Here is a 25,972-nt window from a genome sequence, read left to right as displayed (position 1 = left end):
CATATCGATCGACCTCCGTGTTATTTACTTAACTATAACACTAAAGCATCCTACGACATCTATCCTAACAGAGGGGGGGAATAAAAGTACATATAAAAAACAGACAACTGTAATTAATACCTATTAAATTAGTACCTGCTAAATTGTTAGTACAGATTAAAATCCATTTTTTAGGTGTGTAACGAGCATCGATGAAACGAACCTCGATACACAAAAAAGTCACCAAAATCACAAAAAAGTCACATTCCCCCCGAAAACGCATGAAATCGGGCAAAAGGCAAGTCTTTGTACATTCATGAAAAACCTTGCTATAATAAGCTTTGCGAATACATATGAAAGAGGGTAAAAGCATGAACGCTTACGATGAATATATGAAGCAGGTAGTGAAGCCGATGCGTGAGGAGTTAGTGGAGGCTGGATTTACGGAGCTTACGACGGCTGATGCGGTGAATGAATTTATGGCAGAGACGAAGGGGACTTCGTTGGTGGTGATTAACTCGGTTTGTGGTTGTGCGGCTGGGTTGGCGCGTCCGGCTGCTCGTGAGGCAGTGGAGGCGGTTAAGCCTGATCATCTTGTGACTGTTTTTGCGGGGCAGGATCCTGAAGCGACTGCTGCGATGCGTGGCTTTTTTGAGGATGTGCCACCAAGTTCACCGTCGATGGCGATTTTAAAGGATGGGGAATTGGCATACTTTATTCCACGTGAACAGATTGAAGGGTTCCCTGTGGAGCAAATTGTTACACATTTAACAGGTGTTTTAGAGCAAACATGCGAGAAATAAAAACTATTGTTACGACAGCGGGCAGACCAGACGATTTATCGTTGGCGCTCGCTGCTTTTGCGTGTGAACAATTAGGTGCTTCGTTTGAGCCAAGAAAAAAGCGTTCTGTTCGGAAGATTTCACAGGAATTGCATGCACATGTGATCGTTGCTGGGAAAAATCGCTTTGAGTATTATGCTTTTGGTGCAAATGAGCCGTTTTTCTTTCATCCGAATTCAGCGGCGTTTCGCTTAAAGCGTATAGCTCGTGGGGAAGCGGAGCCGTTTTTAGAAGCGGCACAGCTTGTAACAGGGGATTCGGTGCTTGATTGTACGTTGGGACTTGCTGCGGATGCTATGTTGGCGGCTTATACAGTTGGCGAAGCAGGCCGAGTTGTTGGGCTGGAAGCGAATCCGAATGTGGCATTTATTGTTGAGCAGGGTATGAAATCCTACGATACGACAGAGCTACCGTTAACTGCATGTATGCGCCATATTGAAGTGGTGCAGGCTGAAGCAATTAGCTATTTAAAGGCTTTACCGGACAATTCGTTTGATGTCGTGTATATGGATCCGATGTTTGAAGAGGTTATTGAAGAAGCCAATAATTTTGAGGCATTACGCTTAGCTGGGGAGCATGTGACATTAACAGATGAATGGGTAAGTGAGGCGAAACGAGTGGCGAGAAAGCGTGTCGTGTTAAAGGCTCATTTCCGCTCAGAATGGTTTGCCAAATATCAATTTCGGCAATATACAAGAACGACTGCGAAGTTTCATTATGGTGTTCTGAACGTTGACTGAAGTAAATATTGAAGAGGCTGGTTCATTGGACTGGTCTCTATTTTTTTATCTGAAATTCAAAATATGGTAATATGAAGCAGTATTAGATTGTTAATTAATTGGAATGTTTTCTAGGAAGAAAAGAATTGATTTAATACAAATAAAAAATTTCTATAAAAAGGAGAACTACAATGAATCGAAAAGAAATAGCTCAGGAGACGTTGCGAATTCAAGAGCAAGGTTATTATGAATATCGTGGCGAGCGAATTGATTTTGCGGATGCACAGAAATTTTCAGAGGAAAATAGTGAGTTGATTGACCCGAAGCAGGGGGAAAATATCGTTCAGGAATGTCTTAAGCTTCCAAAAATGCAACAACCGCCTTTATCTTCTATAGGTAATGAGGCAACGGTGAAAGCAATAATTGACTTTGCTGAAGCAGGAAAAGAGAAAATTGGAGTGTTAAACTTTGCGAGTGCAAAAAATCCTGGTGGTGGATTTTTAAAAGGTGCTATGGCTCAGGAGGAAAGTTTGGCAGCTTCCAGCGGGTTATATAAAACGCAGCTTTGTAATGAGGGCTATTATAAGGCAAATCGTGCGAATCGATCGATGATGTATACGAATTATGCAATTTATTCTCCAGATGTAGTCTTTTTCCGAGATGAGCGCTTTGCTCTGATGAAACAGCCAGTGACAGCCTCGGTGCTAACGTTACCTGCTGTGAACTACGGACAGGTTGTGGCGAAGGGAGAAAATAGTCAGGAAGCAGAACGTGTAATGAAGGATCGAATGCGATTAGCATTAGCGATCTTCGCACATAAAGGAGACAAGCATATAATTTTAGGAGCATATGGCTGTGGTGTCTTTCGAAATGAACCACAAAAAATTGCTACATGGTGGCGTGAGCTATTAGAGGATGAAGGCTATGGACAATTGTTTACAGAGGTTAGATTCGCCGTATTAGATACTTCTAAAAATCACAGTTGCATTAGTGCTTTTACTAATATAATAGATTAATTAAATTAGCAAAAGAAGGATGCGGCTAGATATGTCATTATCGAAAAAAGAAATTAGAACATCATTTGAACTTGATTTACTAAATAAGGCACAGTCAATGGAACTTACGAAACCTCCTGGTCCATGGGAACACGAAACAATTATCCCTGCATCCGGCGTATTTGCGTGTGGATGGGATCAAGATGAAAAAGTTGTTCTGATTAGCGGCTCAGGTTACAGCATTACAGAGCCAATTACAGGTACTCGAATACATAGAGATGATGATGTTAATACGACCTATGACAGTATAAGTGAAGATAATTTATTTTTCACTATACCTTTTACTAAGGAAAAAATAATGATATTTGGCTTTGAAGCTGGCGACGGTATTCATGGAACAAATGATGGATGGCATGTTGAAGTCATTTATCCTTGGTGGCCACGAGCAACTGTCGTAATCGATAATGTTTTTAAAGCAAATCACCAATATTTAAAAGATGCAACTGCAATTGACTTAGATCGTTTAGATGGCTCGATCAAATGTGGATTTTCTCCACCAGGTAATCATTTAATGATTATGGGTTCAGGAGGAGCTTTAATCTGTTCTAGAACTGTCTGATGGATCTCTAATAAACAGTATGACATAGTGAATTTTCGAACTACTACTAAGAAAATAGCGGATATATAATAATGAACGCTTGATAGTTATTTTGCAACGGTATATCAGCGTGAGGATGAGACCAATGAAGAATTCTCAAAAAAGCTAGAGCGGCTTTTCCTGTCTGAAAATCAAAACTGTGCGTGTGAAGTTGAATTTAAAGAGCTTTACAATCAATGTGTATATGATTTTGGGTTCACCTTGGATGAGGATTTTTATGAGTCAGTTTTTTTATGAGTCACCTTTAACTAAACTTAATTTATTACTACATGACGATTTCTCTGGGAATCACAATTCTAATCCACACTGCAAGATATATGTTTATAATTAAGGCGAGGTGAAATTATGGAATATAAATTTGCATCAACTGAAGAACTTCTTGGATTTTTGAATGAAGAATTATTGTCTGGAGCTGAAGCAGCATCGATATTAGAAATATCAACGGCCCGACTAGGACAATTAGTGAAAGATGGAAAATTAAAAGTTGCTAAAGAGCAACCTAAAATGTTCTTAAAAAGCATGTTACTTGAGAAAAAAGATGAACTCGAATTACTTCGGAAGAAATATAGACCATATGAGGATTTGAAGTAGGAAATTACGAACAAAATTCTTATAAATATAGAGGAAGTGGGTTGAAATAAGAAAAAAACTCATGAGGAAAACCTGGAGGAAGTAAAGGCTGTCCTGGCATTTGAAGGCTTAGCGCTGTTACCAGAATTGGAGGAGCTCATATTGAAAGAAGCCAAAGAGGAGATTACAGCTTTCCAAAGTGAAGAAATGGCAATGGAAATATTGGGTTATAGGAATAGTTGAGTACTTGGTGGTTTCATTTAAAAAGGGGTGTTGAATATGGAAAAACCTTTAAATTATGAACAAGCTTTCAAAATTGAAATATTAAATGAATTCGCTAATGGTGTCTATAATCGTTTGTTAAACTTTGTTTTGAATAATGGTATGGATCGACAAGATAAAAATAAGTTTTATAATGTTTTATTAGACCAGTTTGTTGAAATGCTCGATCTCGATCTTTTTGAAATGTCGTTTGAAGAATTAGAAGTATTAGATGGCTATTGGACCAATATGAATAGCTATATTAAAGAAATAACAAAGAAAAAATTAGCTTGAAAAAATTAGACTTAGCTTATTTTTCTGAAGATCCGTTTCAAGTGCGTTTACAACAACATATACAACGATTAAGCAGAAATAAAACGGTACAAAAAAATCCCGTTGTTTATAGATGAATTTCAAAAAACATAATAAAAGTGAAGTGGATGAATATGAGTAAATACAGCATTGCTAATACAACCAGAGAAGAAAGAGCAGAAAGATTAGCGCAAGCGGAAGCAATTAACAGCTTAGGAGCTAAACCAGTAGCGCCTGAAGATCAGGAATTATTTCAGAGACATATTGACGGTGAATTGGAAATTGAGGAAGTAATACAGATGTTGATTGATAAATACAAAAAATCTCCTAAAGCTCTGAATGATTAATTTCGGAGCTTTTTTGAAATTAATTTGCAACAGCAAACTACGATAAGAAAAGAGATTAATCTCGTTAAATGCAAGGCCCTCAAACATTTTTACCGATTTTGGCGATGGAAATTGCTACAGCGGGTGCGATGATTTTAGGATTACACAATAAACAATTTTTCACAACCTCTGCACAAGTATTACCAGAAGCGTTGTCGTTTACAGATAAGCCTGAGGGGTTTGACGTTCTATGTGAGTTGGTGATGTCTGGTAATCTCTCTGACCCACAACGAATTATTGCGATCTGCGAGAACTATTGGCATTCTTTACTAAAATGGTCTGCTCAACATGGATACCATATTGAATGTTCAACTGATATACCTTGGTAAATTAAAATGAAATCTTTACTTTTTTAATATACCATGCTATAATATGTATCGTGCTATTTTAGGTGGCATATTTCTGTAATCTGGCATTCTGCTTTATGTTTTTTAGGATACTTATTCACACTGGCGCATGCTTTGGGGCTGCAAGGACGCAAAAGAAGGTTGGGTTTGCGTTGCTTAAGTTAGAAGGCACACAGTGGAATTTTACCGCGGTGATGAAACATATATTGTTTTGAGATAATATTCCCCAGATGATTGGGTTGAGACTTTACAATTTACGAAACATGTTACCTATTAAATACTAAAGGGGTAGCTTCGCAAAAGCGAGGCTGCCCCTTGTCTAATTTTCCGGGAAATGAAGATGAAAGGACAGTCACTGAAATGTTTCAGGAAGCATTACATTGTGCTCGTAGGAGGATCAGTGACGGATAGAACCTTCGAACTGACATATAGCTGAGCCGGAAAATTTGGCGAGGCTTCAGGTTGAGCTTCATCTATTTGATGTAGAATCTATATAAGAGCCTTCAGACAGTAGACAGACTTTGGCTACTGTTTTTTCTTGTTTAAAGAAACTATAGAATTTCAAGTTGTGTATAACCAAGGGCATAATTTTCGTCTAGGCTAAAGCGCTACATCCTCAAGGCTGCTTCGTTCTCTCGGGCCGGATGCGTATTTGTTCTGAAATGAATCTCCAGCTGTTTGTATCCGTGATAGTTCTTTTGGATTATTTTTTCAGATAAATGTTCCAATATAATTGAACCTGTGTAACAATTATTAATATTTTTAGTTAAGGAGTCCTCAATTTACTTGTGGTATAATGCAATGCAATGTCTCAACGAAATTGCTTTTGTTATTATTGTGAAATTCGTTGGCAACACGTTAAGTTACATTACAAAAATTCATAAAGGCGGAGATTGTATGCTAATACGTGATGTTATGGATATTATGGAACCACTGCAAGGCTATTTTTTATGTGGTCATGAAGGAAATGAACGTGAAGTGACATGTGTTGAAGTAATGGAAGTTCCAAATTTAGAAGATTGGGTAGAAAAAGGTACGTTAGTTTTGACTACTTTTTATTCAGTTAAAGCTAGTCCGATCTCTCAATTACAACTGATTAAAATTCTAATTGAAAAAAACGCTGCGGGTTTAATTGTTAAACTAGGTCGATTCATTTCTGAACTGCCGAAAGAAGCGATTGAATTAGCTCAAAAATTTCAATTCCCTATTATTATATTACCATCAAACATACCATATATTCAGGTTCTATCTCCGATTTATAAAAAGCTGAATGTGACGAATGGTAAACTAATGGAACCTTTTTCAACGAACTTACCTGAAACTGTAGAGCAGTTATTAAATGAGCTTTATGAGAACTATGGTATTGTTTCCTATGTAGAAAATCCAGAAGGAAAGTTACTAGCAATCGGTCATTACGCCATCAATGATACGTGGCGCAACAACAATTTACTGTTTTCTCGTCATTTACAACAAGATACATTTTATGATGAGTTTCTTTATCAAGAAGAGGTGTTTATTGCTGATAAAGAAAATTTAAATCGGTTTGTTGCACCGTTATTTTATAAAGGTCATTTATACGGGGTGTTTCATTTTACGTATCGCTCAAAAAAACAACGGGATATCTTAACGTTTGATTTGATGAGTGAATATATTAAGAAGTTTCAATTGACATTGTTAAATGAACTGTTAGCTTTGCAAAATGATCTTCTTTACAATAGGGTGGAACTAAAAGAATTGTATGAACATCAGTATGAGCTAAACCATATTATTTTACTACATATTGAAGGACCAGAAGAAATTTATACGATGAAGCATAATTTTTTTATTGATTATTCATTATTCGTCTTCAAACATTTAAGATTAGTTCTGCAAAGCTTACCTGCTAGTAAGAATATTTATTTTTTACAACACCCTGAACAAACGTGTATATTGTTATCATTCCAAAATGCAACGACAGATTCAGTTATTCAAAAGCAATTAGAAGCTGCTTTAATGGATTCCTATATTCGCCATTACGTCATGGCAATTGGCACACCTTTTAAAACTATGACAGAGCTAGAAAGTCAGTTAGATCATGTGATAAAAATTATGCCAATCGGTCGTAAGCTTTATCCGAATGAAAGGGTATTCTCTTACAATAGACTAGGCATTTATAAATTTTTAATTTCCTTAAGTAATCATGAACAAGTATTGCAATATGTCGATAAGATTTTAGGACCATTAGATAAGGTATTGCTTCATACGCTAGAGGTATATCTTTCTCAAAATGGTAATGCATCAAAAACGGCTAAACTTTTATATGTGAATCGGCGCACAGTCACACTTCGATTGAAAAAAATACAAGAATTATGTCAGGTGGATTTACAGGATTCGGAATCCATTTTTATTTTAAATTTTTGTCTGAAAATTAAGGACATACATTAAGTGATCAAAGTGGGTAAAAAAATAGTGAAAGATGATCAAAAAACGCCCTACCTTGCTTATATAATTCAGAATATTGTTGCTTTATAGTGGTGGAAAGAGATGAGTATTCTCTTTCTTTTTTTAATGAAAAGAAAAGATTGTGGAGGGGTAGATATGGCGCTAAAGCAGACATTAACGATTTTAGATGTATTAGATCATCCAAAAGTGAATGGTGAAAAAGTGATACAACTATTTGAAAGATATGACGGTGTAGAAGCCTTCTATCAAACTGTACAAGGTGAACAAGGTGCAACAGACTTTGTGAAAATTGTCATTCCAGGCACGGAAGGAAAATTGAATCATGGGCATGCACCTTCTTTGGGAATTATTGGACAGCTTGGCGGTATAGGGGCAAGACCTGAACGTAGCGGCTTTGTGTCAGATGGTGATGGAGCAGTTGCGCCTATTGCGGTTGCTTTAAAGCTTGCAGAAATGAAGGACCGTGGTGATGTATTAGCAGGAGATGTATATATTACTACTCATATTTGTCCGAGTGCACCAACTGAGCCGTATGAGTCGGTAGAATTTATGAGTTCCCCAGTAGATGTTTTTACGATGAATCAATATGAAGTTTTAGAAGAAATGGATGCCATTATTTCAATTGACACAACAAAGGGTAATAAAGTAATGAATCACCGAGGAATTGCTATTTCTCCAACAGTAAAAGAGGGGTATGTGTTAAAATTTGCAGATGATTTAATTCGCATTAAAGAAATGACAACAGGTGAGTTGCCGGTTACTATTGCAGTAACAACACTAGATATGACGCCGTATGGAAATCATGTCTATCATATTAATAGTATTTTACAGTCAGCGGTAGCTACATCTGCACCAGTAGTGGGCTTAGCAATAACGACAAAAAGTGTTGTGCCGAGTAGTGGAACAGGTGCCAATCATGAAATAGATATTGCTCAGGCTGCACGTTTTAGTATTGAAGTAGCGAAGGAATTCGGAAGGGGTACAGCTAAGTTTTATAATGAAAATGAATTTAAGCGTTTGAATAAATTATACGGTTCAATGACACATCTTCAAACTTTAGGGGTGACTACGAATGAATAAAGTCGGTATTTTAACAATTGGACAATCGCCTCGTTCAGACATTACACCTACTTTTAAAGAAATATTTAATAAAGATATTAAAATTGTGGAAAGAGGAGCATTAGATTCCTTAAACGAAGCGGAATTACTAAAAGTTATTCCGAAAAAAGAAAAGAACATATATGTTTCGCGATTGCGTGATGGCAGATCAATCTTAATTGGCAGAAGAAAACTACTACCATTATTACAATATGAATTATCAAAGTTAGAACAAGAGGTTGATATGGTCGTCATACTATGTACAGCTGATTTTCCGACTTTAACATGTGAAAAGCCCATTTTTTATCCAAACCGAATAGTAACACAAGTTATTGGTACAATGGCCAATCAACCGAAGATAGGTTTAATTGTCCCGCTAGAAGAACAGAGGAGAGCCATGCTAGAAAAGTGGAGAGGTGTTACAAATGATATCACTTTTGCTGTTGCCTCCCCATACGACTATGGCAACTTTAAAGAAGCAGCTCACTACCTTAAAGATTACCAGGTCGATGTAATTATTTTGGATTGTATGGGATACAATGAAGGACATAAGCAGTTAGTTAAGAAAGAGAGTGGTATTTTAACAATTTTACCGCGTACTTTAGTAGCAAGAGTTGTACTTGAATACTTATAACAAATCGTCCAGCCTGTAATAATGTAGATAAATTTGGTCTACAGTATTTTTCATTTTTAGGAAAAGATTATTCGCTTTTCTATAAGGAAGAGAATTCCTTAAAGATAGGGACTACGGGCTTCGGGATTGGCAATAACAACATTGAAAAGTCCGCGTATTTGCGGACTTTTTTTGTAACAGAAATTGTATTAGTTCGTGAAGCATTAAGTAAATGATAAATGTATTTGATTTATCAATGTTTACACAGCTTTTCTAATTATTTAGCCTCAATTTTAGCCCCAGTTCCGATTTCTAAGCTTCTACTGAAAACTTCCATGGAAGTGAAACTATTATGGTAAATTTCTACCATAGTATTTTTGCAACCGAAATGCACTGAGGGATTCATCAAAAATGGCGAATCCCTTTAAACGTTTTTAAGTGCCCATGATTCTTTTCTCTTTGGTGAAGCTGATAATATTTCTGCTTTTTTCTTGCCTAGTAAATATCGTGTAAAAAAATAGTTACTAGATAAAGAACATGGGAGCATTTATAATAGCTGGTTAAGTATGGATCTGTCTATTCCTTTAGACGAGGAGGATATAGATGATTATCTTGAACATGCGAGCAATCCGTCGGTAAAGCTATATGAAGAGAAAAGCGATGGAAGTGTAACGTTTCATGAAGAGCTATCAATGAACGCAACTGCACTATACATATTTAAACGATATGATTAATAAATAACCGTTAATTTATAACCTAATTTACTGGATTAGTGGGGACTGTCAATATTTTTGTGTAAATGACAATCCAACCTTTTCTTATAGATCATCACTTTTTGATTTTAAATAGATTTGTTCGAAGGAATGATTTTGGTTTTTTGGAAGGGTTCCTCCTGCTTATTCTTGTCACTCAAACATCGCTTCAAGTTCTGCTCGTGCCTGATCCNTGCCTGATTGAAACCAATATGACAACGTGTCGCAAAGTTTTGGTTGTAATCTTCGAACTGTGAAACAAGGAAGCGTTCAAGTGATTCTTCATTTGGAAATTGCTCTTTGTGTTTTGTATATTTCTTGATTTTTTTATTAAATGACTCAATCAGATTGGTGCTATAAATACTACGCCAAATCGCTTTTGGAAAGCCATAAAAAGAACGGCTGTTATATCGTTTCGACTGATGTTGATGGGGCTTCGGATATTACCCAAAATCAACGCTACGGGTCAATTCATCCGACACATGATTGGCAAAGTGTTGGACGGACATTGCAGCATATTACTAATCAAGAGGTTTTATTGGCTGATACATGCGAACATCTCCAAGCATTCGCAAGAGAGGAATTAAATTGGAAGCATATTGTGCGAAAAGTATCTGAATATTTAGAGGAAAAGCCGATCGAATAAGAGGAGTATTCTTTGATGGACAATAAATTCAAAATTTTGACCATTTGTCATTATATAACGTAATTGGAGTGTTGACAGGGCAACTTCTTGGAAATCAGCGTCAACAGTAGGTGTTTTTCATAGGGAAGCCGAGAAAATATCATGCTGAAGCAAAGGGGGAGGATTGCAACTGGATGTAATTGTTCCTTTAAACGAAGAACAATTAGAAGAGATAAAGAATATCAAAAAATATAAAAATTCGAAATATATAATTATATCGTTAGATAATAAAGAACTTTTCACCATCTTTTCGGAATTGAGGGCAAAGCAATTACTGGAGTACCTAGAAAATATTAGAGAAGGACAGGTATTAGAACTATGGAGAGTATGAATTGTTCATGACGATAATGAAATAAATATACCGTATATTAGATGTCACTATGAAGAATTATCTCTAAATCATCTCATTTTAAAACGGTGTTACAACTCGTTAAATAGATTTGTAAATGAGGAGATTGGTATATACCTTTTGATTTAGTTTGTAATAATTTCACAAAATTAACATGAAATATTGAAATTTATAATTTATATATTAAAATAGGAAGATGTTTGGATGGGTCGAAAGAACTGATTCTAACATCTTTTTTTGTCTTGTATAGATAATTTGCGACTATTGACATGGAAATGTTTAGTTTTTGTTTAGGACAATATGCTATTATAAAAAGCAAGAAGGCATAAGTTTTAAACTAATTGTTAGGAGGAGGATTTTATAATAAAAAAATTTATTTTTATATTTTGTTTTGTGCTCATTTTAATTAGTTGCGAAAAAAAAGAGGTAGATTTACAAAAAAACGAGCCTCCTTTACCAACAGAAAAATTTGTTATTAAAGAATTTATGAATGATGGAGGTCTGTTGAGAACAGATTTAACAGAACAAAAGAATATATTTTTATCAGAATCAATGGGTTTATGGTTAACATACTTACTAGAAAAGGGTGACCAGGCACGCTTTAAGAATCAAGTGGATGTAATGAAATCCGATTTTCTAAAAAATAACTTTATTGTATGGCGGTTAGAGAAGAAAAAACAAGCTTCTGTTAATGCACTTATTGATGACTTACGAATTATTCGGGTACTTTTTGAAGCAGGTGAAAAATGGAAAATACCTCATTATATACAGTTGGGCAATGAACTAGGGAAGAACCTTGTAAGGTATGGAATGAATGATGGATTATTTGTAGACTTTGTGGATGTTCAAACAAATGAAAAAGCAAAGACATTAACAATAAGTTATATTATGCCTTCGGCTTTTAATCAAATGCAGAAACATGGGCTTTTATCACAAAAACAGGTAAATCAGCAGCTTGCGATTCTTAAGAATGCTCCTCTTGCTGAAGCAGGATTTTACCCAAAAAACTATGATATTCCGTCCGGAAGTTATGTGTTTGATAAGGAGCTACACATGATTGATCAATTGTATATTGCCTATCATATGGCCTCTGTGAAAGAGGACACGACACTTTTTAAACTATGGTTACTAGATCTTTTTAATAGAGATGGCAAACTATATGGACGTTATAATGCACAAACGAATCAGCCATCTGTTAATTATGAATCACCTGCAGTTTATGCAATGGCTGTACGGTATTTACTGGTGTTAGACGAAAAAACTTTGGCGAATCAATTTCTTGAGAGAATGACATCTCTAAAAAATGTCTCAACGGCAGGTTATATAGATACACATACACAGGCAACACATATTTTTGATAATTTACTACCGCTATTGGCAGAAAGAGAGGTAGAAAATGCGAACAACTATGAATTGGAATAGTGCAATATTTTTTTATGGAACAGTATTGCTTTTGCTTTTACAAATTCCTTCTTATTATTTATTACACAGAGATGTTGAAAGTTTATTATTATATATTTTTTTAATAATACTAGTAATACTAACTCTATGGCGCGGAACAGTGTTAGGGCTTATTAGTAGTTTGTTATTTATTTTCATTAGCGGATCAACATTACTTTATATTGGCATGTCAAAAAATACTGTTTTTTTTAGTGCATCGTTTTCTATGCAGTTGTTTTTCGTTTATGGTGTTGTTCAATTGTTGCTTATTTTAAGTGCAGGGAAAGTGCATGATTTATTGTTCGAACAGGCAAACTATTTGAAACAATTACAACAGGATATTAAGAGTTATGTAGCAATTGATGTCGAAACAGGCTTTGATAATGAAACTCGTATGCGCATTAGTGTCAATGAAGAAATGCGAAGATCCGACCGACATAAACATACTTTTGTTTTTATTGTATTGAGGCTTGAGAATTATGAACAATTTAAAAAACTTTATGGAACAAAAGAAGCTCAGCATTTATGGCAGCAACTTGCTCAAAAAATACAACAAACAGTAAGACAAACAGATAAAAAATTTCGATTTCGTGAAAATCAAATTGGGTTGCTATTAATAGATACAACGGATGAGCATATAGAGGTCATTTTTGACAAATTGGACCAAGCATTAAAAAATCATCAGCTTTTAAATGAAAAGTGGATAACCCTTAGTTATAAAACTAGTTATTTTACGTATAGTCCGCTTTTAGAGCAATCTTTCGATGAATTATTAACAGAGCTAGAAAGGGAGATGAAAACAAGTGCACTCCAAATATAGTTTTCTGTTAGTGGTCAGTTTGTTTTGTTTATATAATTTAACGAATAATGTAACAGTGTCAGCAGCAGAAAAAGATGTTGCATTAATTTACGCTACAAGTAATCAACAGCTTAATCAAGATGTGCAGACGTTGTACGAGATGCTTAAGGGGTATACAAAAGTAGATGTTATGCCTATAGAAGCAGTGCATGAAAAAACATTACATTCGTATAACCGAATTGTCGTAATTAGCTCTCATTCAGTACCAATTTCAAAAGAAGCACTTTTAGAATTAAATCAATTCCAAGGGCCAGCTGTGGTAATTGGTGAAAATGTACTTCAACTGGAACGCTTTGCTCAGTGGCAAGAGGGTGACATTATTAAGCTTCGAGCTATAGGTGAACATGTTTTGGAAAATCCTATTGAATGGAAAAGTATACAACCATCTTCTAATTCGGAAACGGTAGAAGTGGCATCAACTTTAAACAATGAATATCCATTTATAGTTAAGGCACAAAGGCAAAATTGGTCATATATTGGAAAATTTATCTATACAAATTCGATGCAATATGAATGGCCTTCTATCATCAATAGGCTTTTACAATTGCCTGAACCTATAAAACATCAGACGTTTATTGTATTGACTGATATCAATATGGAGACCGATGTGGCAAAACTACAGTCAGTAGTGACACAATTTACTGAAAAAGGAATACCAATTAGTCTTGAAGTGACACCGATAGATATAGCTGAAGATGGGGAGACGATTTATTATCTACACAACAATAAAAAATTATTTAACTATTTGCAAAAATTACAGAAAGAAGGATTCCCTTTCATACTATCCACGACTTCTATACAAGCTGAGAAAAGTTTAGATTATTTAGCGTTTCGGGGAATCTATCCTATTTTGATTAATGGAAATAGTACCATATTTACAGGTATTGTACAGCAAGGTAATAATCAAATCTATCAATCACAAAATGAAAATCAAACAATCTATCCATTGACAGTAGAGAATATTGCTGATACAAAAATTAATCCACTTTTCCCAGTAGAACAAAAGATAAAACTTTTATTAAAAGCTCCAGGTTCAATTATTGGCATTCCGTATCCTGTTTATCTTGACGCGTCATATGTGCAGGAACTTGTTGGTTTTTTAAAAGGTCAGCCACAATTAGATTTTCTGGATTTTAGAAAAACTAAACAAGAAGTAAAAACAAATCACATTTCAATTACTCAAACTGAAAATGGTGAACAAAATATTAAATTATCGTTCTCTAACACCGACCGTTTAAAAATATTATTCGAAGAACGGCCTTTTGAATTGGTACTGTGGATGATTGTTTTGACTGTTTCAATGTTTGTTATGTTATTTTTTATTAATACTTTTCGTTTACGTATAACATTACGTAAGCGGTTATTTGAGGAGAGGAAAACCAATGGCTGATATCTTATTTTATATTGCGTTATTCCTCATTTGGATTATGCTGCTATATCATATGTTTTTAATGCAAGGCGGCTATAGACATTTTCGATCGTTTGAAAAACCAATTGATGAGTGGTCTAAAAAAATGGCGAATGTGCCCACGGTCAGTGTTTTTATTCCTGCACATAACGAAGCAGTTGTCATTGAACAAACGTTACGAGCTATGTCTCGATTGTATTATCCAAAAGATAAATTAGAGATAATCGTTATCAATGATAATTCGTCTGATGAGACAGGTGAAATCGCTTCTAGATTTGCTGAAAAGTATCCATTTATTCGTGTCATAGAAACGGTTGAGCCGAATAAAGGAAAAGGGAAATCCTCTGCATTAAACTCTGCATTAGCAGATTCTACAAGTGAAATTGTCGTTGTTTACGATGCTGATAATACACCAGAGAGGATGGCAGTTTGGTATTTAGTAATGGGGTTAGTCAATGACCCTAAGGCTGCTGCAACAGTGGGGAAATTTCGAGTAATTAATGCAGCTGAAACATGGCTGACACGTTTTATTAATATTGAAACAATTTGTTTCCAATGGATGGCTCAAGGTGGTCGTTGGAAATGGTTTAAAGTTACTACGATACCAGGTACGAATTTTGCTATTCGTCGTAGTATATTAGAACAATTAGGTGGATGGGATGTAAAGGCGTTAGCTGAAGATACTGAGTTAACCATCCGAGTTTATAATTTAGGCTACCATATTCGTTTTTTTCCAAAGGCAATTACTTGGGAGCAAGAGCCGGAAACTTTAAGAGTATGGTGGAAACAACGAACAAGATGGGCTAGAGGTAATCAATATGTAGTGTTAAAGTTTTTAAGCCAATTTTTCACATTGAAAAGAAAGAGTATTATTTTTGATTTATTTTATTTCTTTTTTACGTACTTCTTGTTTTTCTTTGGAGTGATTTTATCCAATGTTTTATTTATTATCAATTTATTTTATGACATTGGTTTAACTGTTGGTGATATTGCGATTGTGCTATGGATTCTAGCCTTCTTACTCTTTTTAGGAGAAGTCATGATTACATTAAGTATTGAGAAAACTGAAATGAATCGAAAAAATTTCTTTTATGTCATCCTAATGTATTTTAGTTATTCACAAATGTGGATTGTATTGGTCGTATGGTCATTAATGCTAGAAATAAAGCGTATGTTTACTGGTCAAGAAATTCAATGGTATAAAACAGAACGATTTGCGAAGAAATCAGAACAAGGAGCAGAATAATGAGACCTATACTGTTTATATTCATGATCTTAATGAGTCTTCCCCTTTTTTCAAGTTATGCGTCAGCCGATACCATTATCGCTGATGATAAGTCGCTTGTCATAGAAGGGAATGAATCGCAGCAAAGGCCACTTTTATCAGAGGCTATCGAATTACAGGGACCATCTTCATCAAGGGATTTCTATTACAATTTAACAAAAGATATAGAGTCAGATAAGCACTCGGTTACATTTCAAATCCAACATTCAGAATTATTAATTGAACCGTCCTCTTTTACTGTGAAAATTGATGATACAGCAATCAAAACTGTAACATTAACACCAGATTTATTAAAACAATCAGTGACAGTTACGCTTCCTAAAGAAGCATTGCTTAAGGGAACTCATAAAATTACAGCCAGTTTTTATGGTATTTTAAAAGAAGGGATATGTGTTCCCCCTGGAAATTCAGGAAACTGGCTTCGGATTGATATATTATCATCTATTTCTACCTTTGATGGGAATGTACAAGATTGGACATTAACTAGTTATCCTTCTGCATTCTTAAGTTATGATAATAAAGTAACTACACTTATTTTACCGGAAAAAGCATCAGAAGCAACATTGAATAGCAGCTATAAACTAGCAGCTTATTTATCAGAGCAAGGGGAAAATGATGTACAAATAAAGAGAGAAAATACTATTGATAAAGTAACAGGACCGGTAATAGTGGTTGGCGCAAAGGAAGAATTTGGTAGTGTTTTGATGAGAGATATACTTAAAAATGTTAAAGAAAACGAAGAAGATACATTGACAGTTGGAGTTCATAAGCTGCTTAATACAGATAGAAGTGTACCAGTTTTAATTGTTACAGCGAAAACACCAATTGCTATACAAGAACGGATATCACTTTTAACAGATGAGAGATTATTCGAGCAATTAGCTGGAAATACAATAACTGTGGATGAGCTACCAAAAGTTGAGAAACTTTCGACTACAACTATTCCTTTAACACAACTTGGCTTTGAAAATAAGATACTATCCAGTCAGGTTACAATGACTCCACATTACTATGTTTCACTGCCACAATTAGAGGCAAATAAAGAAGCGGTGATGCGTTTAGTCTTAAAAAAATCAGCAACATTACCTAAAGATGTTGATAAAAATGATCGGAAGTTAGAATTAATTATATATGTAAATAAAGTGCCACATTCAATAGATTTGCGCAAATTAGACAAAACTTCTTCAGATATGTATGAGGCTATAATACCAATTGAAACGAATATTTTAAATAAGCAATCTATTACAGATATTCAATTTGAAGTGACAGGTTTTCAATTAGAAGATCCATGTGAAACGACAAATGAGCGTTATTGGTTATATATTGATGGGGATAGTTCCCTTACAATTGCAAAAGATACAACCGAACCATCATTTACATTAAGAGATTTTCCAAATGCTTTTCACGACAATTCCTTAATTATAATACCTGATGGGGATGTTTTAAGCGATACTAGGATGCTAATGCTTTACAAAGCATTAATGGCGAATGGGCAATTGGCAAATACTACTCTAAAGAAAAATAAAGACGTTACAAAGAGTGATTTACAGAAGCATGCAGTTATTTTTATGGGGCAAATTGATGAATTTACGATGCTTTCAAAAAATGCTGATAAAATCCCACATACATCTGATGAGTTGATTCAACAAGGATTTTTACCTGAAGTAATCTCTCAATATACATTTATCACCAAAAACTTTTGGCAAGCTAATGAGCCACTATTGTTTATTCAATCCATAGAAAATAATGTGCTTAAAAATAATTTCTTTACGCATTTAAAAGAGGCGAATGAGGGAACTTCTTCTGCTATTGAAACAAAGGAAGGGCAATTTTTGACGGCTGTTAATAATACATTGAATAATGATGAAGGAAAGGCTGAGAAAAAGGAAAGTGTTTCTTTTGTCCTGATTATTGAATTTATAGTGCTTATCGCTGTAATTGCAGTCATTTTATATTTTATCCTTCGTAAAAAGAAGAAAGATCAATTAAAAGAAGATTAAAAAAAGCAAAGTCGCATGTTGCGACTTTGCTTTTTAAGCAGGCATGATTTCGGGGGCTACCGCGATCGCTTTAAGAATTTCTTATTCGAGAAATATCAAATCCCTCTGAATTCAGTACCAAAGGAATTGAATGTTGACCACGTATTTAATAAGGGACGAGCGATTAACTATTATATCCGCATGATACTTCTTGATGAAACTGCTAATCAAGCATGGGGACGTGCTTATGAGAAGAGTATGACACAAAGAAGAAAAAATTCCCGCAATAATCGCCTACTCTTTTTAGACTATTCGATATTTCTAAAAATACTGGAATTACCTAGTTTCAAAAAGGGAAGAAAAAAAGTTGGAAAATACAATGAGGAGGAAATGAAACAACTGATACAAGAAAAGGCTCAGGCTGCTAGAATTGGATTAGAAAAGATTTTTGGTACAACCTCTATGAACATGGAAATTATTGAACAATTCTATAGAGCTGAATTTAATCAAATAATTAATGGATTTTGGTCTGATCCTTTATATGTGAATCCGAATCTATATGACATTACCACATCTGTTTATGAAGATGAACATTTTTCTTATGTAGTAGAAGACTTGCAAAATACAATTGGAAACCTTGTACAAGGCTCTTTAACTTTTTCTGCAAATGCTGAAATGAATGTGGAACAGCGTACATATGAATGCACACGGGCTCAATTACTTAATGCTGGAAGGATAATAGACAATTCTATTCAATCCGTCTGCAATGACTTATTAAGCCGCATCAATGAGGCCATTGAAATTGAATGGAGAATTAATGCTCGAAACAATGCAATTGAAAACATGATTATTCGTTTGTATTTTTATGGATACGATGATAAAGATACAGTGAGATACGAAATTAATTTAGGCACAATTTAATAACTCTAAATGTACTAGCCAACTATCCAGATATTTTTTCGGATAGTTGGTTATTTTGCACATGTGGCTTGGATTGTATCTGACCAAAGCATGTAAATATATAAAAGATTTGGTCGCTGATGAAGTGGCAACTTTCTGATAGAATTTGGATATAACAAAATTTAGAAATTGGATCGGATGGTAGTCAGCTCCAATCTCCCCATCTACTTCATTAACTGAGTAAACTATCTTTTCATCCAAAGTGGTGGTTGTTTTGTCTATTTAAGGGAACAGATTTCTTTTTCATTTAGTTTCCAAGTGCTTTTGTATGTTTATTGTCCATAAAAAAGCCCTTTTTCCACATTATCTATGGTAACCCAATAAGGTAACCATAAGAAAGTTCTTCGATTACAAAACGAGTTAGACTAGGGATGGAAAGGTTTTAATATGATTACCATACTTGTTTAAATATATAATCTACTTTAATGTATAAATTAGAAAGGATGGTTTAATATGGTGAATAAAATGAATACAGTTTTGGAATCGTGGTATTTACTGGAATCTGTTCAGCCGAAGGAATTACCAAAATTAGAGGGAGCGTTAGAAGGAAAACTATTTATGCATCAGGAAAAAGTTCCTAAAATAGCTCCTATTAAACTGACAGAAAGACCTTGGGAAAAACATGCATTGAATGATGATAAGAAAAATAGTATACGATTTCAATATTACATGAATAGCTATGAACAGTGGCAACTAACAGAGGAGTTAAGAGCCCATTTTAATAGTGATGAGGAAATACATGTTAAGGACACTTCCAGAAAATACAGTTATACCTTCTCTGTAAATGAAGAAGGGAAATACATAGAAGATTCCTTATTTATTCCATTTGTTCAATATCTGCTTAAAGTACTTGAGAATGATTCGAATTATGGAAATTTTTTGGAACAATATAAGGTCATTTGTCGACAAATGGAGAAAGAAGCTATTGCGATATTTACGGATGGTGTAAGTGAAGAAAAGATTCATGAATTACAACATCAATATAATCGATATTTTAGAAAACCTTTTGAATACACGTATCATTATTTACAGATCACAGTGTTAAATAAAAACAATCAGAATGAAAATGAACAAATGAATCGTAATAGTTTCTTTATAGAGGATATCGAACGAGTTCTACAGAATGGAGTCAATGCGACACTTAAAGACTTTATCTTGGGCAGTGAAAAACAGATTGATATTGATAATAATAGAGTGTTAATAGAACAAATTTTGCAACCTAAAAATTTACCTTTAGGAAGATGGCCTTCTCCTGTTGCGCACAGACTTTCACTGATGCAACAAGTAGCGGTAAACCGAATTATTAATGGTGATGAAAGGCTTCATTCTGTAAATGGTCCCCCTGGTACTGGAAAAACAACGTTATTGAAAGATGTATTTGCAAATATAGTTGTCCAACGTGCGATTGAGATGACAACTTTTGAAGACCCTACGACTGCTTTTAGTAAGATAGGGAGTTTGAAATTAAATAATTTTCCTTATCAGGTGTATGAACTGAATAAAAAATTAAAAAATTACTCTATCGTAGTTGCATCAAGTAATAATGGAGCTGTTGAAAATATTTCTAAAGATTTACCTAAAAGAAAGGAAATTGCTAAACCTGAAAAAAATGATGCGGGAATTATTAAACCAGAAGTAAAAAATGAGTATGATCAGAAAATAGCTGAGTATCTTGAAGAGCTAGACTATTATCCTTCGACGGCTAAAAAACTAATCAATCATGCAGATGAAACTTGGGGGCTATTCTCGGGTATATTTGGTAAATCAAAAAATATTGATAATTTTATTTGGGGTTTGCTAAAAGATGATGGAGATTTGTCATTTGTTAAACAATTACAGAGAGATAATGAAATGCTTTCTTCAGAAGACTGGCTAAAAGCTGTGAAAGAATTTAACTCTCTACTGCATTCAATTGAACAGAAAAAAGATGATTTACAAAAATATATTGAATTAGATAAAGAACTGCAAAAATTAGAAGTAGAATTTCAATCAATGGAGCGAAACCAATCAAGAATAACAATCAATTTATCACGACTTCTAGCACAGCAAGAAGAAATAAAGGGAGAATTAAATTCTCTGAAAAAGCCGCATTTTTTATTACGTATTTTAGGTGTGAAAAATCAAAATGAAAAAAATTTAAGGCAGCAACAAACACAAATTGAACAAAATTTAATTGAATCAGAACAAGAGGCTTTAAAAATAAGTAGAGATCGAGATAGTTTGAAAGTCCGAAAAGAAAATATACTCCAAGAAAGTTTGAAATTGAAAACAGAATATGCTCAAGAAAATTTGGAATTATCAACAGACAAATATTGGGAAGATAATAATAATGATTACAGGCAACAAAAGGTGATTTGGCAAACGGATATACTAAACTATGAGCGTGGCTTACTATTTCTGATGGCTATGAAAATTCATAAATTATTTTTAATAAAAAATCATAAGATTGTTAGTAGTTCATTAAGGCTTTTTGCTAATCGAAAGGCACTAAACTTGAATAGTAATGAACATAGAAAATATCTGAAAAATCTTTGGCATGTGATTCATCTAGTAACACCATTAATTAGCACGACTTTTGCTAGCTTTGCAAATATGTATAAAGGAATCGAGCAAGATTTTATTTCTCATCTATTTATAGATGAAGCTGGACAAGCTAGCCCTCAACTAGCAGTAGGGGCACTGTGGAGATCCCAAAAAGCTGTTATCGTAGGTGACCCAATACAAATTGAACCTGTAGTGACAGTGGATGAAACATTATTAATGGATATTCGGAAGTGTTTTGATCTCGAAGAGCACTATATAGGTTACACAGCATCTGTTCAAAATATTGCAGATATAGCGAATCCGTATGGCACTTATAAAGACGAAGATAGAAGTCAATGGATTGGTATTCCTCTATGGGTGCACCGCCGTTGTTTAAATCCAATGTTTTCGATAGCTAACGATATTGCTTATGATAACAAAATGGTATTAGTCGATACAGATAAAGTCGGTATTGGTGAGTGGATTGACTGTGTAGGAAAAGTAAGCACTGATCAATATGTAAAAGAGCAAGGGGAGTATGTGGCACAAGTTATTTTGGATAAATACAAAGAAAAAAACGGATTGCCCAACTTGTTTGTCATTACACCTTTTACAGCCGTGAAGGATGGATTAAAAAAGGCTATTCTTCAAAAACTAAAGCCTCTACAAGTTCCAAAATTGAATGAATGGTTAAATGAAGCTGTTGGAACAGTTCACACCTTCCAAGGAAAAGAGGCAGATATTGTTTATTTTGTAACAGGAACTGATGAGCAGACTGAAGGAGCTGCTAATTGGACGTGTTCAAAACCGAATTTATTGAATGTAGCTGCAACAAGGGCGAAAAAAGAATTTTATGTTGTAGGAGATTTAAAAAGGTTTAGCAAGAAAAATTACTATGATAAAATTGTTCAATATATGGATATGTACAAAAAGAATGACTCTTTTGAAAGTGAAAATAAGATGCTAGAAAAATCTCTGAATTAGAGAGATGTAAGTAAGATGGAACTTTCAACCAAAGCAAGATTTATACTTTTCGTTGTCATTGGTTTTGTGATGCTGCAAACAGGCAGGCAAGAAAGTAAAGGGACAGTCGAATGCCTTCAGCTTCAATACTATCTCCAAAGCTTTTTTAGTAACAAGTTTGCATAGTAACGCCATTTTAATGAATTTGTGATAGGTTTCTTTTTTGCTTAAGGAATGGAACTTAATTTATCATATGAAATTACTATAGCTTAACAAAAAGTAGCACTTGCATATTGTTAAATAGATGATAAAAGAGCATCCACAATACAAGTGGGTGCTTTTACTGTACTGCCAAATAAAAAAGATTGAAGCGAATTAGCCTCAATCTTTCTTACCCACGCAACCGTATTTTATTAGCCCTACTTTAGCCTCGTTGCAGTCCATAACAGAGCCCAACAAGCCCAAATTGTAAGCATATTGCATAAATGAAATTCAGAAATAATAGCAAAACCTTGATAACACGGCATTGTCATACGAATTGTTTTCAGTTTGCATTTTGACTAAATTAGTTCGTGAAGCATAAAGATGATAAGTAACCTAACATTAATAAAAGACCAATACACATTGCGATTTCCATGCTTTGTACCTCCTTTTAAAAAAACGACACATTTATCCTACATACTGCCAGTAAATGCCCGATTGATTCGGGGCAACAGCATGTTGGTCATACAAGCGTTTTCACAGGATGTGAAGTTTTTACTTTATACATAAATATTGTACAATGAATTATAGAAATATGAAACCTTTTATAGGCTTATGCGTATATATAAGTAGTAGAATTACCAATTTGTACATAAAGAGAAGGTGTTAATTAATGAAGAAATGGGTTCAAAAAAGTATCGTCATTATGGTTGCGTTTTTAACATTTGGATTAATTACGCCAACACATGAAATATGGGAAGCATTTGATCATAATCCATCAAATCGTGCTTCTATCGGACCATCATCAGGGACAAGCACTGCAGAAGCGGCTACTCTTCCGATAGAACAAACAGAGATACAAGAAGACCCGGTTGACTATAGTACATTGCTCGTTGACGCTGCGAAAGAGCAATCCTATATAAAATTCGGCACAAAAATCGGTCCAAAAATTAGCAATGAATTTGACTCTATTATCTTCCCTAAAATGGAGGAAGCAATCGCGATGACAGTTGCTGGCGTAGACGATACATCATTAGCATCCTTAACAATTTCAGAAAAGCCAAGTGGTAACTATGGCGAAAAAATTTTTAATATTAGTAGCAATGAAACAGGCATGGATTTAATTCGCTTCCATGTCCGCACAGAAAAAAGACCACAGGATGGCTATTATTACAACTTCCACTACCACAGTGCCGAGGACGACTTTATGGCCCATAACAATTTAGGAGATATTTATTGGGAGAAAAACACACCGCCAAAATGGTTATCCTAAAAATCACGAAACACTCGTTTAAAATACGAGTGTTTTTTTTATTGAAAAACATTGATATATCAACGTCCGTAGCAGATTGTTAATATGTTGTATTTGAGTACTATTCTAATGGGAGAGAGCAGAGAAAATCATGTACCCCAAATTCATCATTTTTCGATTTCATTAAATCCTTCAAATGAACTCAAATTAATGATTTTTTCCATTACCTCGTTTTGCCGAAGAGCCATACTTTGTTTAATAGGACGCCATAATTTCATTGACACAATAGTTTTTCAACAACATGTAAAGCCTTCTCCGTATTGGAGAAGGCTTATTTTTATTGAGTGATGCGTTCGAAAAACGCTTTTGTTTTTTCTATATCCGTTACATGTTGATTGCATGTTTGGCTATCAGCGCAAATGTAGTTACTATAACTTGTGAACGTTCCAACGACTTGCCCTTTTACAGACGTAGTATATAGGCCAACATCTGAATGGCGGTTACATAGTGCACATATTCCGCGAACTGTATTGTTGGAGAATGTCCCTTTAATTGCTTTTAGCTGTTCATCTTGTTCTATCACGACATATTTTCGATGTGTACCAGGATCATCCCAAGCTAAATAACAAATCTCCTGAAAATCCATTTTTTCAAGCTTAGGTAGTTTTAGTTTTTTTTCCTTTTTAAATAGGCTCTTCAGTGTGCTTGCAGTGACTGCTTTGAATGGGATGACGTATGGTTTTAATTGCTCTAAATACGCATCACCCTGTGCACGATTTGTTACTTCAAAAAGCTGTTCAATTAGCTCAGCTTCCTCTTTGGACAGCGCCAATTTTGCTGTAATTTCGCTTTCAACAATACCGTGTATGGCTAGGATAACGTTTTTATCCTTCGTTGTTGCAAGTGTTTGTATGATTTTATTCATTTGCTGCTCAAGTAAATGATAGTTTGCGACCGTTAAAAACGGCTGAATTGTTTGTTTTTCCATTTGAATTCACTCCTGTGTAGTAGGCTTTTAATAAAGGTTATGGCCTAAAGAGATCATTCAATTATGTTATTTGCGTTAACTTTTATAGACCTCTTTGACCTGTAAAGTGTTTGGTTTAGAGCAAGCATTACAAAAGAATGCGTCCATTTCGATTCCTCCTTGAAAAGAAAACTATTCTTATCATAGCATTTTTCAGGAAATGGATAAAGTTTGAAAATTCACTCACTACCATATGTAATATTTGGTATAATAGTTTAATATTTATTCATCGCGATACGTATGTCATATGCATAGGTTGATGATGAACTTGAATTTTTGAAAGGGGGAATTTTTATGAAACAGGTTATCGGTCATGGGAATTTATATGTTTGGAGAGGGATTGTTAGTACTAACAAGGGATGTTTAGTACTAATAGACCTTCCAAACTCGTAATCGATTAAAAATATAGGAGGACTTTTATGCTACTAAATCAACAAGGATTTAATTTATGGGCTGATGGTTACGATAAAACGGTTCAGCTAAGTGAAGAAAGTAATCAATATCCATTTGCAGGATATAAAGCAGTATTAAATACGATTTTTAACGAGGTTATGTCCATTCCAAAATCAACTGTATTAGACATTGGATTTGGCACAGGGGTGTTAACGGCGAAGCTTTATGACAATGGCCATTTGATCAATGGATTCGATTTTTCCTCGAAAATGATCGAAATCGCCAAAGTAAAAATGCCTGATGCAAACTTAATGGAGTGGGATTTATCAAAAGGGATGCCAACAGAGATCCTTCATCAAAAATACGACGCCATTATTAGCACCTATGCATTGCATCATTTTACCGATGAAATGAAAGTGCAATACATTACAGCATTATTGCAGCAACTAACACCAGCAGGCAAAATTTTTATCGGTGATATCGCGTTTGAAACAAGAGCGCAACTTGAAAAATGTCGTCAAGACAGTATTGATTATTGGGATGATGATGAACTTTACTTTGTCCATGAGGAAATTAGCTCCTTATTAAAAGGAGTATGCCAATTAGAATTTTACCCAATCTCGCATTGTGGTGGGGTTTTTGTACTTTCGAATATTTCATAGAAAGGTGCTCAC

At 34.6% G+C, this 25,972-nt stretch carries 24 protein-coding genes and 1 pseudogene; 23 read left to right on the top strand and 2 right to left on the bottom strand.

The genetic code is table 11. The features are described from left to right. Nucleotides 1-350: 350 nt before the first annotated feature. The 12 genes from AN161_RS02610 to AN161_RS29365 all read left to right on the top strand — a co-directional run bounded on the left by AN161_RS02610 (nucleotide 351) and on the right by AN161_RS29365 (nucleotide 9,956). The gene (locus AN161_RS02610) at nucleotides 351-782 is read left to right on the top strand and encodes a BrxA/BrxB family bacilliredoxin (RefSeq protein WP_053592823.1); all 432 of its coding nucleotides are present in this window, start codon (nucleotides 351-353) and stop codon (nucleotides 780-782) included. After that, nucleotides 770-1,561 (top strand): class I SAM-dependent methyltransferase, encoded by a 792-nt coding sequence (locus AN161_RS02605; RefSeq protein WP_053592822.1) that lies wholly within the window; start codon nucleotides 770-772, stop codon nucleotides 1,559-1,561. The genes AN161_RS02610 and AN161_RS02605 overlap by 13 nt, the downstream gene beginning before the upstream one ends. 170 nt (nucleotides 1,562-1,731) lie before the next feature. After that, a complete protein-coding gene (locus tag AN161_RS02600; RefSeq protein WP_053592821.1) occupies nucleotides 1,732-2,556 on the top strand; it encodes a TIGR02452 family protein in 825 nt (274 codons plus the stop codon). A 31-nt stretch (nucleotides 2,557-2,587) separates the two neighbouring features. Beyond that, nucleotides 2,588-3,154, top strand: coding sequence for a hypothetical protein (locus tag AN161_RS02595; protein WP_053592820.1), 567 nt, complete (start codon nucleotides 2,588-2,590; stop codon nucleotides 3,152-3,154). Between the two features lie 384 nt (nucleotides 3,155-3,538). Then, complete coding sequence (locus tag AN161_RS02590) at nucleotides 3,539-3,784, top strand: hypothetical protein (RefSeq protein ID WP_053592819.1); 246 nt, start codon at nucleotides 3,539-3,541, stop codon at nucleotides 3,782-3,784. A gap of 258 nt (nucleotides 3,785-4,042) precedes the next feature. After that, complete coding sequence (locus tag AN161_RS02585) at nucleotides 4,043-4,318, top strand: hypothetical protein (protein ID WP_053592818.1); 276 nt, start codon at nucleotides 4,043-4,045, stop codon at nucleotides 4,316-4,318. Between the two features lie 152 nt (nucleotides 4,319-4,470). Further along, the gene (locus AN161_RS02580; RefSeq protein WP_053592817.1) at nucleotides 4,471-4,683 is read left to right on the top strand and encodes an antitoxin VbhA family protein; all 213 of its coding nucleotides are present in this window, start codon (nucleotides 4,471-4,473) and stop codon (nucleotides 4,681-4,683) included. A 68-nt stretch (nucleotides 4,684-4,751) separates the two neighbouring features. Next, a complete protein-coding gene (locus tag AN161_RS02575) occupies nucleotides 4,752-5,051 on the top strand; it encodes a kanamycin nucleotidyltransferase C-terminal domain-containing protein (RefSeq protein ID WP_053592816.1) in 300 nt (99 codons plus the stop codon). 804 nt (nucleotides 5,052-5,855) lie between these two features. Then, the gene (locus tag AN161_RS02570) at nucleotides 5,856-7,493 is read left to right on the top strand and encodes a PucR family transcriptional regulator (RefSeq protein ID WP_053592815.1); all 1,638 of its coding nucleotides are present in this window, start codon (nucleotides 5,856-5,858) and stop codon (nucleotides 7,491-7,493) included. Nucleotides 7,494-7,646: 153 nt separating this feature from the next. Then, a complete protein-coding gene (locus AN161_RS02565; protein WP_053592814.1) occupies nucleotides 7,647-8,591 on the top strand; it encodes a DUF1177 domain-containing protein in 945 nt (314 codons plus the stop codon). Then, nucleotides 8,584-9,243: an AroM family protein gene (locus AN161_RS02560; protein WP_053592813.1), complete on the top strand. Its 660-nt coding sequence runs from the start codon at nucleotides 8,584-8,586 to the stop codon at nucleotides 9,241-9,243. Before AN161_RS02565 ends, AN161_RS02560 begins: the two co-directional genes overlap by 8 nt. A 545-nt stretch (nucleotides 9,244-9,788) precedes the next feature. Further along, entirely contained in the window at nucleotides 9,789-9,956 is a 168-nt protein-coding gene (locus AN161_RS29365; protein WP_158002955.1) for a hypothetical protein, read from the top strand. 212 nt (nucleotides 9,957-10,168) lie between these two features. Here AN161_RS29365 and AN161_RS27275 read toward each other — a convergent pair. After that, nucleotides 10,169-10,372 (bottom strand): annotated as a pseudogene (locus AN161_RS27275) (transposase); the annotation flags it as partial. Here AN161_RS27275 and AN161_RS02555 point away from each other — a divergent pair. The 10 genes from AN161_RS02555 (at nucleotide 10,309) to AN161_RS02510 (ending at nucleotide 23,899) form a co-directional block, all read left to right on the top strand. Next, complete coding sequence (locus tag AN161_RS02555; protein ID WP_143114576.1) at nucleotides 10,309-10,620, top strand: glycosyltransferase family 4 protein; 312 nt, start codon at nucleotides 10,309-10,311, stop codon at nucleotides 10,618-10,620. The pseudogene AN161_RS27275 and the gene AN161_RS02555 sit on opposite strands and share 64 nt — an antisense overlap. 163 nt (nucleotides 10,621-10,783) lie before the next feature. Then, complete coding sequence (locus tag AN161_RS02550; protein WP_053592811.1) at nucleotides 10,784-10,990, top strand: hypothetical protein; 207 nt, start codon at nucleotides 10,784-10,786, stop codon at nucleotides 10,988-10,990. Nucleotides 10,991-11,512: 522 nt separating this feature from the next. Further along, nucleotides 11,513-12,430 carry a hypothetical protein gene (locus AN161_RS02545; RefSeq protein WP_241774475.1) on the top strand — a complete coding sequence of 306 codons (918 nt, stop codon included), beginning with the start codon at nucleotides 11,513-11,515 and terminating at the stop codon, nucleotides 12,428-12,430. After that, the gene (locus AN161_RS02540) at nucleotides 12,405-13,268 is read left to right on the top strand and encodes a diguanylate cyclase (RefSeq protein ID WP_053592809.1); all 864 of its coding nucleotides are present in this window, start codon (nucleotides 12,405-12,407) and stop codon (nucleotides 13,266-13,268) included. The genes AN161_RS02545 and AN161_RS02540 overlap by 26 nt, the downstream gene beginning before the upstream one ends. Continuing rightward, a complete protein-coding gene (locus AN161_RS02535) occupies nucleotides 13,252-14,697 on the top strand; it encodes a hypothetical protein (protein WP_053592808.1) in 1,446 nt (481 codons plus the stop codon). Before AN161_RS02540 ends, AN161_RS02535 begins: the two co-directional genes overlap by 17 nt. Next, complete coding sequence (locus tag AN161_RS02530) at nucleotides 14,690-15,961, top strand: glycosyltransferase (RefSeq protein WP_053592807.1); 1,272 nt, start codon at nucleotides 14,690-14,692, stop codon at nucleotides 15,959-15,961. Before AN161_RS02535 ends, AN161_RS02530 begins: the two co-directional genes overlap by 8 nt. After that, the gene (locus AN161_RS02525) at nucleotides 15,961-18,000 is read left to right on the top strand and encodes a cellulose biosynthesis cyclic di-GMP-binding regulatory protein BcsB (RefSeq protein WP_053592806.1); all 2,040 of its coding nucleotides are present in this window, start codon (nucleotides 15,961-15,963) and stop codon (nucleotides 17,998-18,000) included. Before AN161_RS02530 ends, AN161_RS02525 begins: the two co-directional genes overlap by 1 nt. 237 nt (nucleotides 18,001-18,237) lie before the next feature. After that, nucleotides 18,238-18,900, top strand: coding sequence for a hypothetical protein (locus AN161_RS02520; RefSeq protein WP_143114574.1), 663 nt, complete (start codon nucleotides 18,238-18,240; stop codon nucleotides 18,898-18,900). Nucleotides 18,901-19,404: 504 nt separating this feature from the next. Next, nucleotides 19,405-22,446 carry an AAA domain-containing protein gene (locus AN161_RS02515; RefSeq protein ID WP_241774477.1) on the top strand — a complete coding sequence of 1,014 codons (3,042 nt, stop codon included), beginning with the start codon at nucleotides 19,405-19,407 and terminating at the stop codon, nucleotides 22,444-22,446. Nucleotides 22,447-23,299: 853 nt separating this feature from the next. Continuing rightward, nucleotides 23,300-23,899: a YpjP family protein gene (locus AN161_RS02510; RefSeq protein WP_053592803.1), complete on the top strand. Its 600-nt coding sequence runs from the start codon at nucleotides 23,300-23,302 to the stop codon at nucleotides 23,897-23,899. 316 nt (nucleotides 23,900-24,215) lie between these two features. Here AN161_RS02510 and AN161_RS02505 read toward each other — a convergent pair whose 3' ends face one another. Then, entirely contained in the window at nucleotides 24,216-24,866 is a 651-nt protein-coding gene (locus AN161_RS02505) for an elongation factor G-binding protein (protein WP_053592802.1), read from the bottom strand. 458 nt (nucleotides 24,867-25,324) lie between these two features. On the opposite strand from AN161_RS02505, the gene AN161_RS02500 reads away from it, so the two are divergent. Beyond that, nucleotides 25,325-25,960 carry a class I SAM-dependent methyltransferase gene (locus AN161_RS02500; RefSeq protein ID WP_053592801.1) on the top strand — a complete coding sequence of 212 codons (636 nt, stop codon included), beginning with the start codon at nucleotides 25,325-25,327 and terminating at the stop codon, nucleotides 25,958-25,960. Nucleotides 25,961-25,972 lie beyond the last annotated feature (12 nt).

The organism is Lysinibacillus sp. FJAT-14222 (genome assembly GCF_001278875.1).
GTDB lineage: Bacteria > Bacillota > Bacilli > Bacillales_A > Planococcaceae > Lysinibacillus > Lysinibacillus agricola.
Note: the sequence above shows the minus strand (reverse complement) of the source record. Positions and strands in the feature narration are given on the sequence as shown.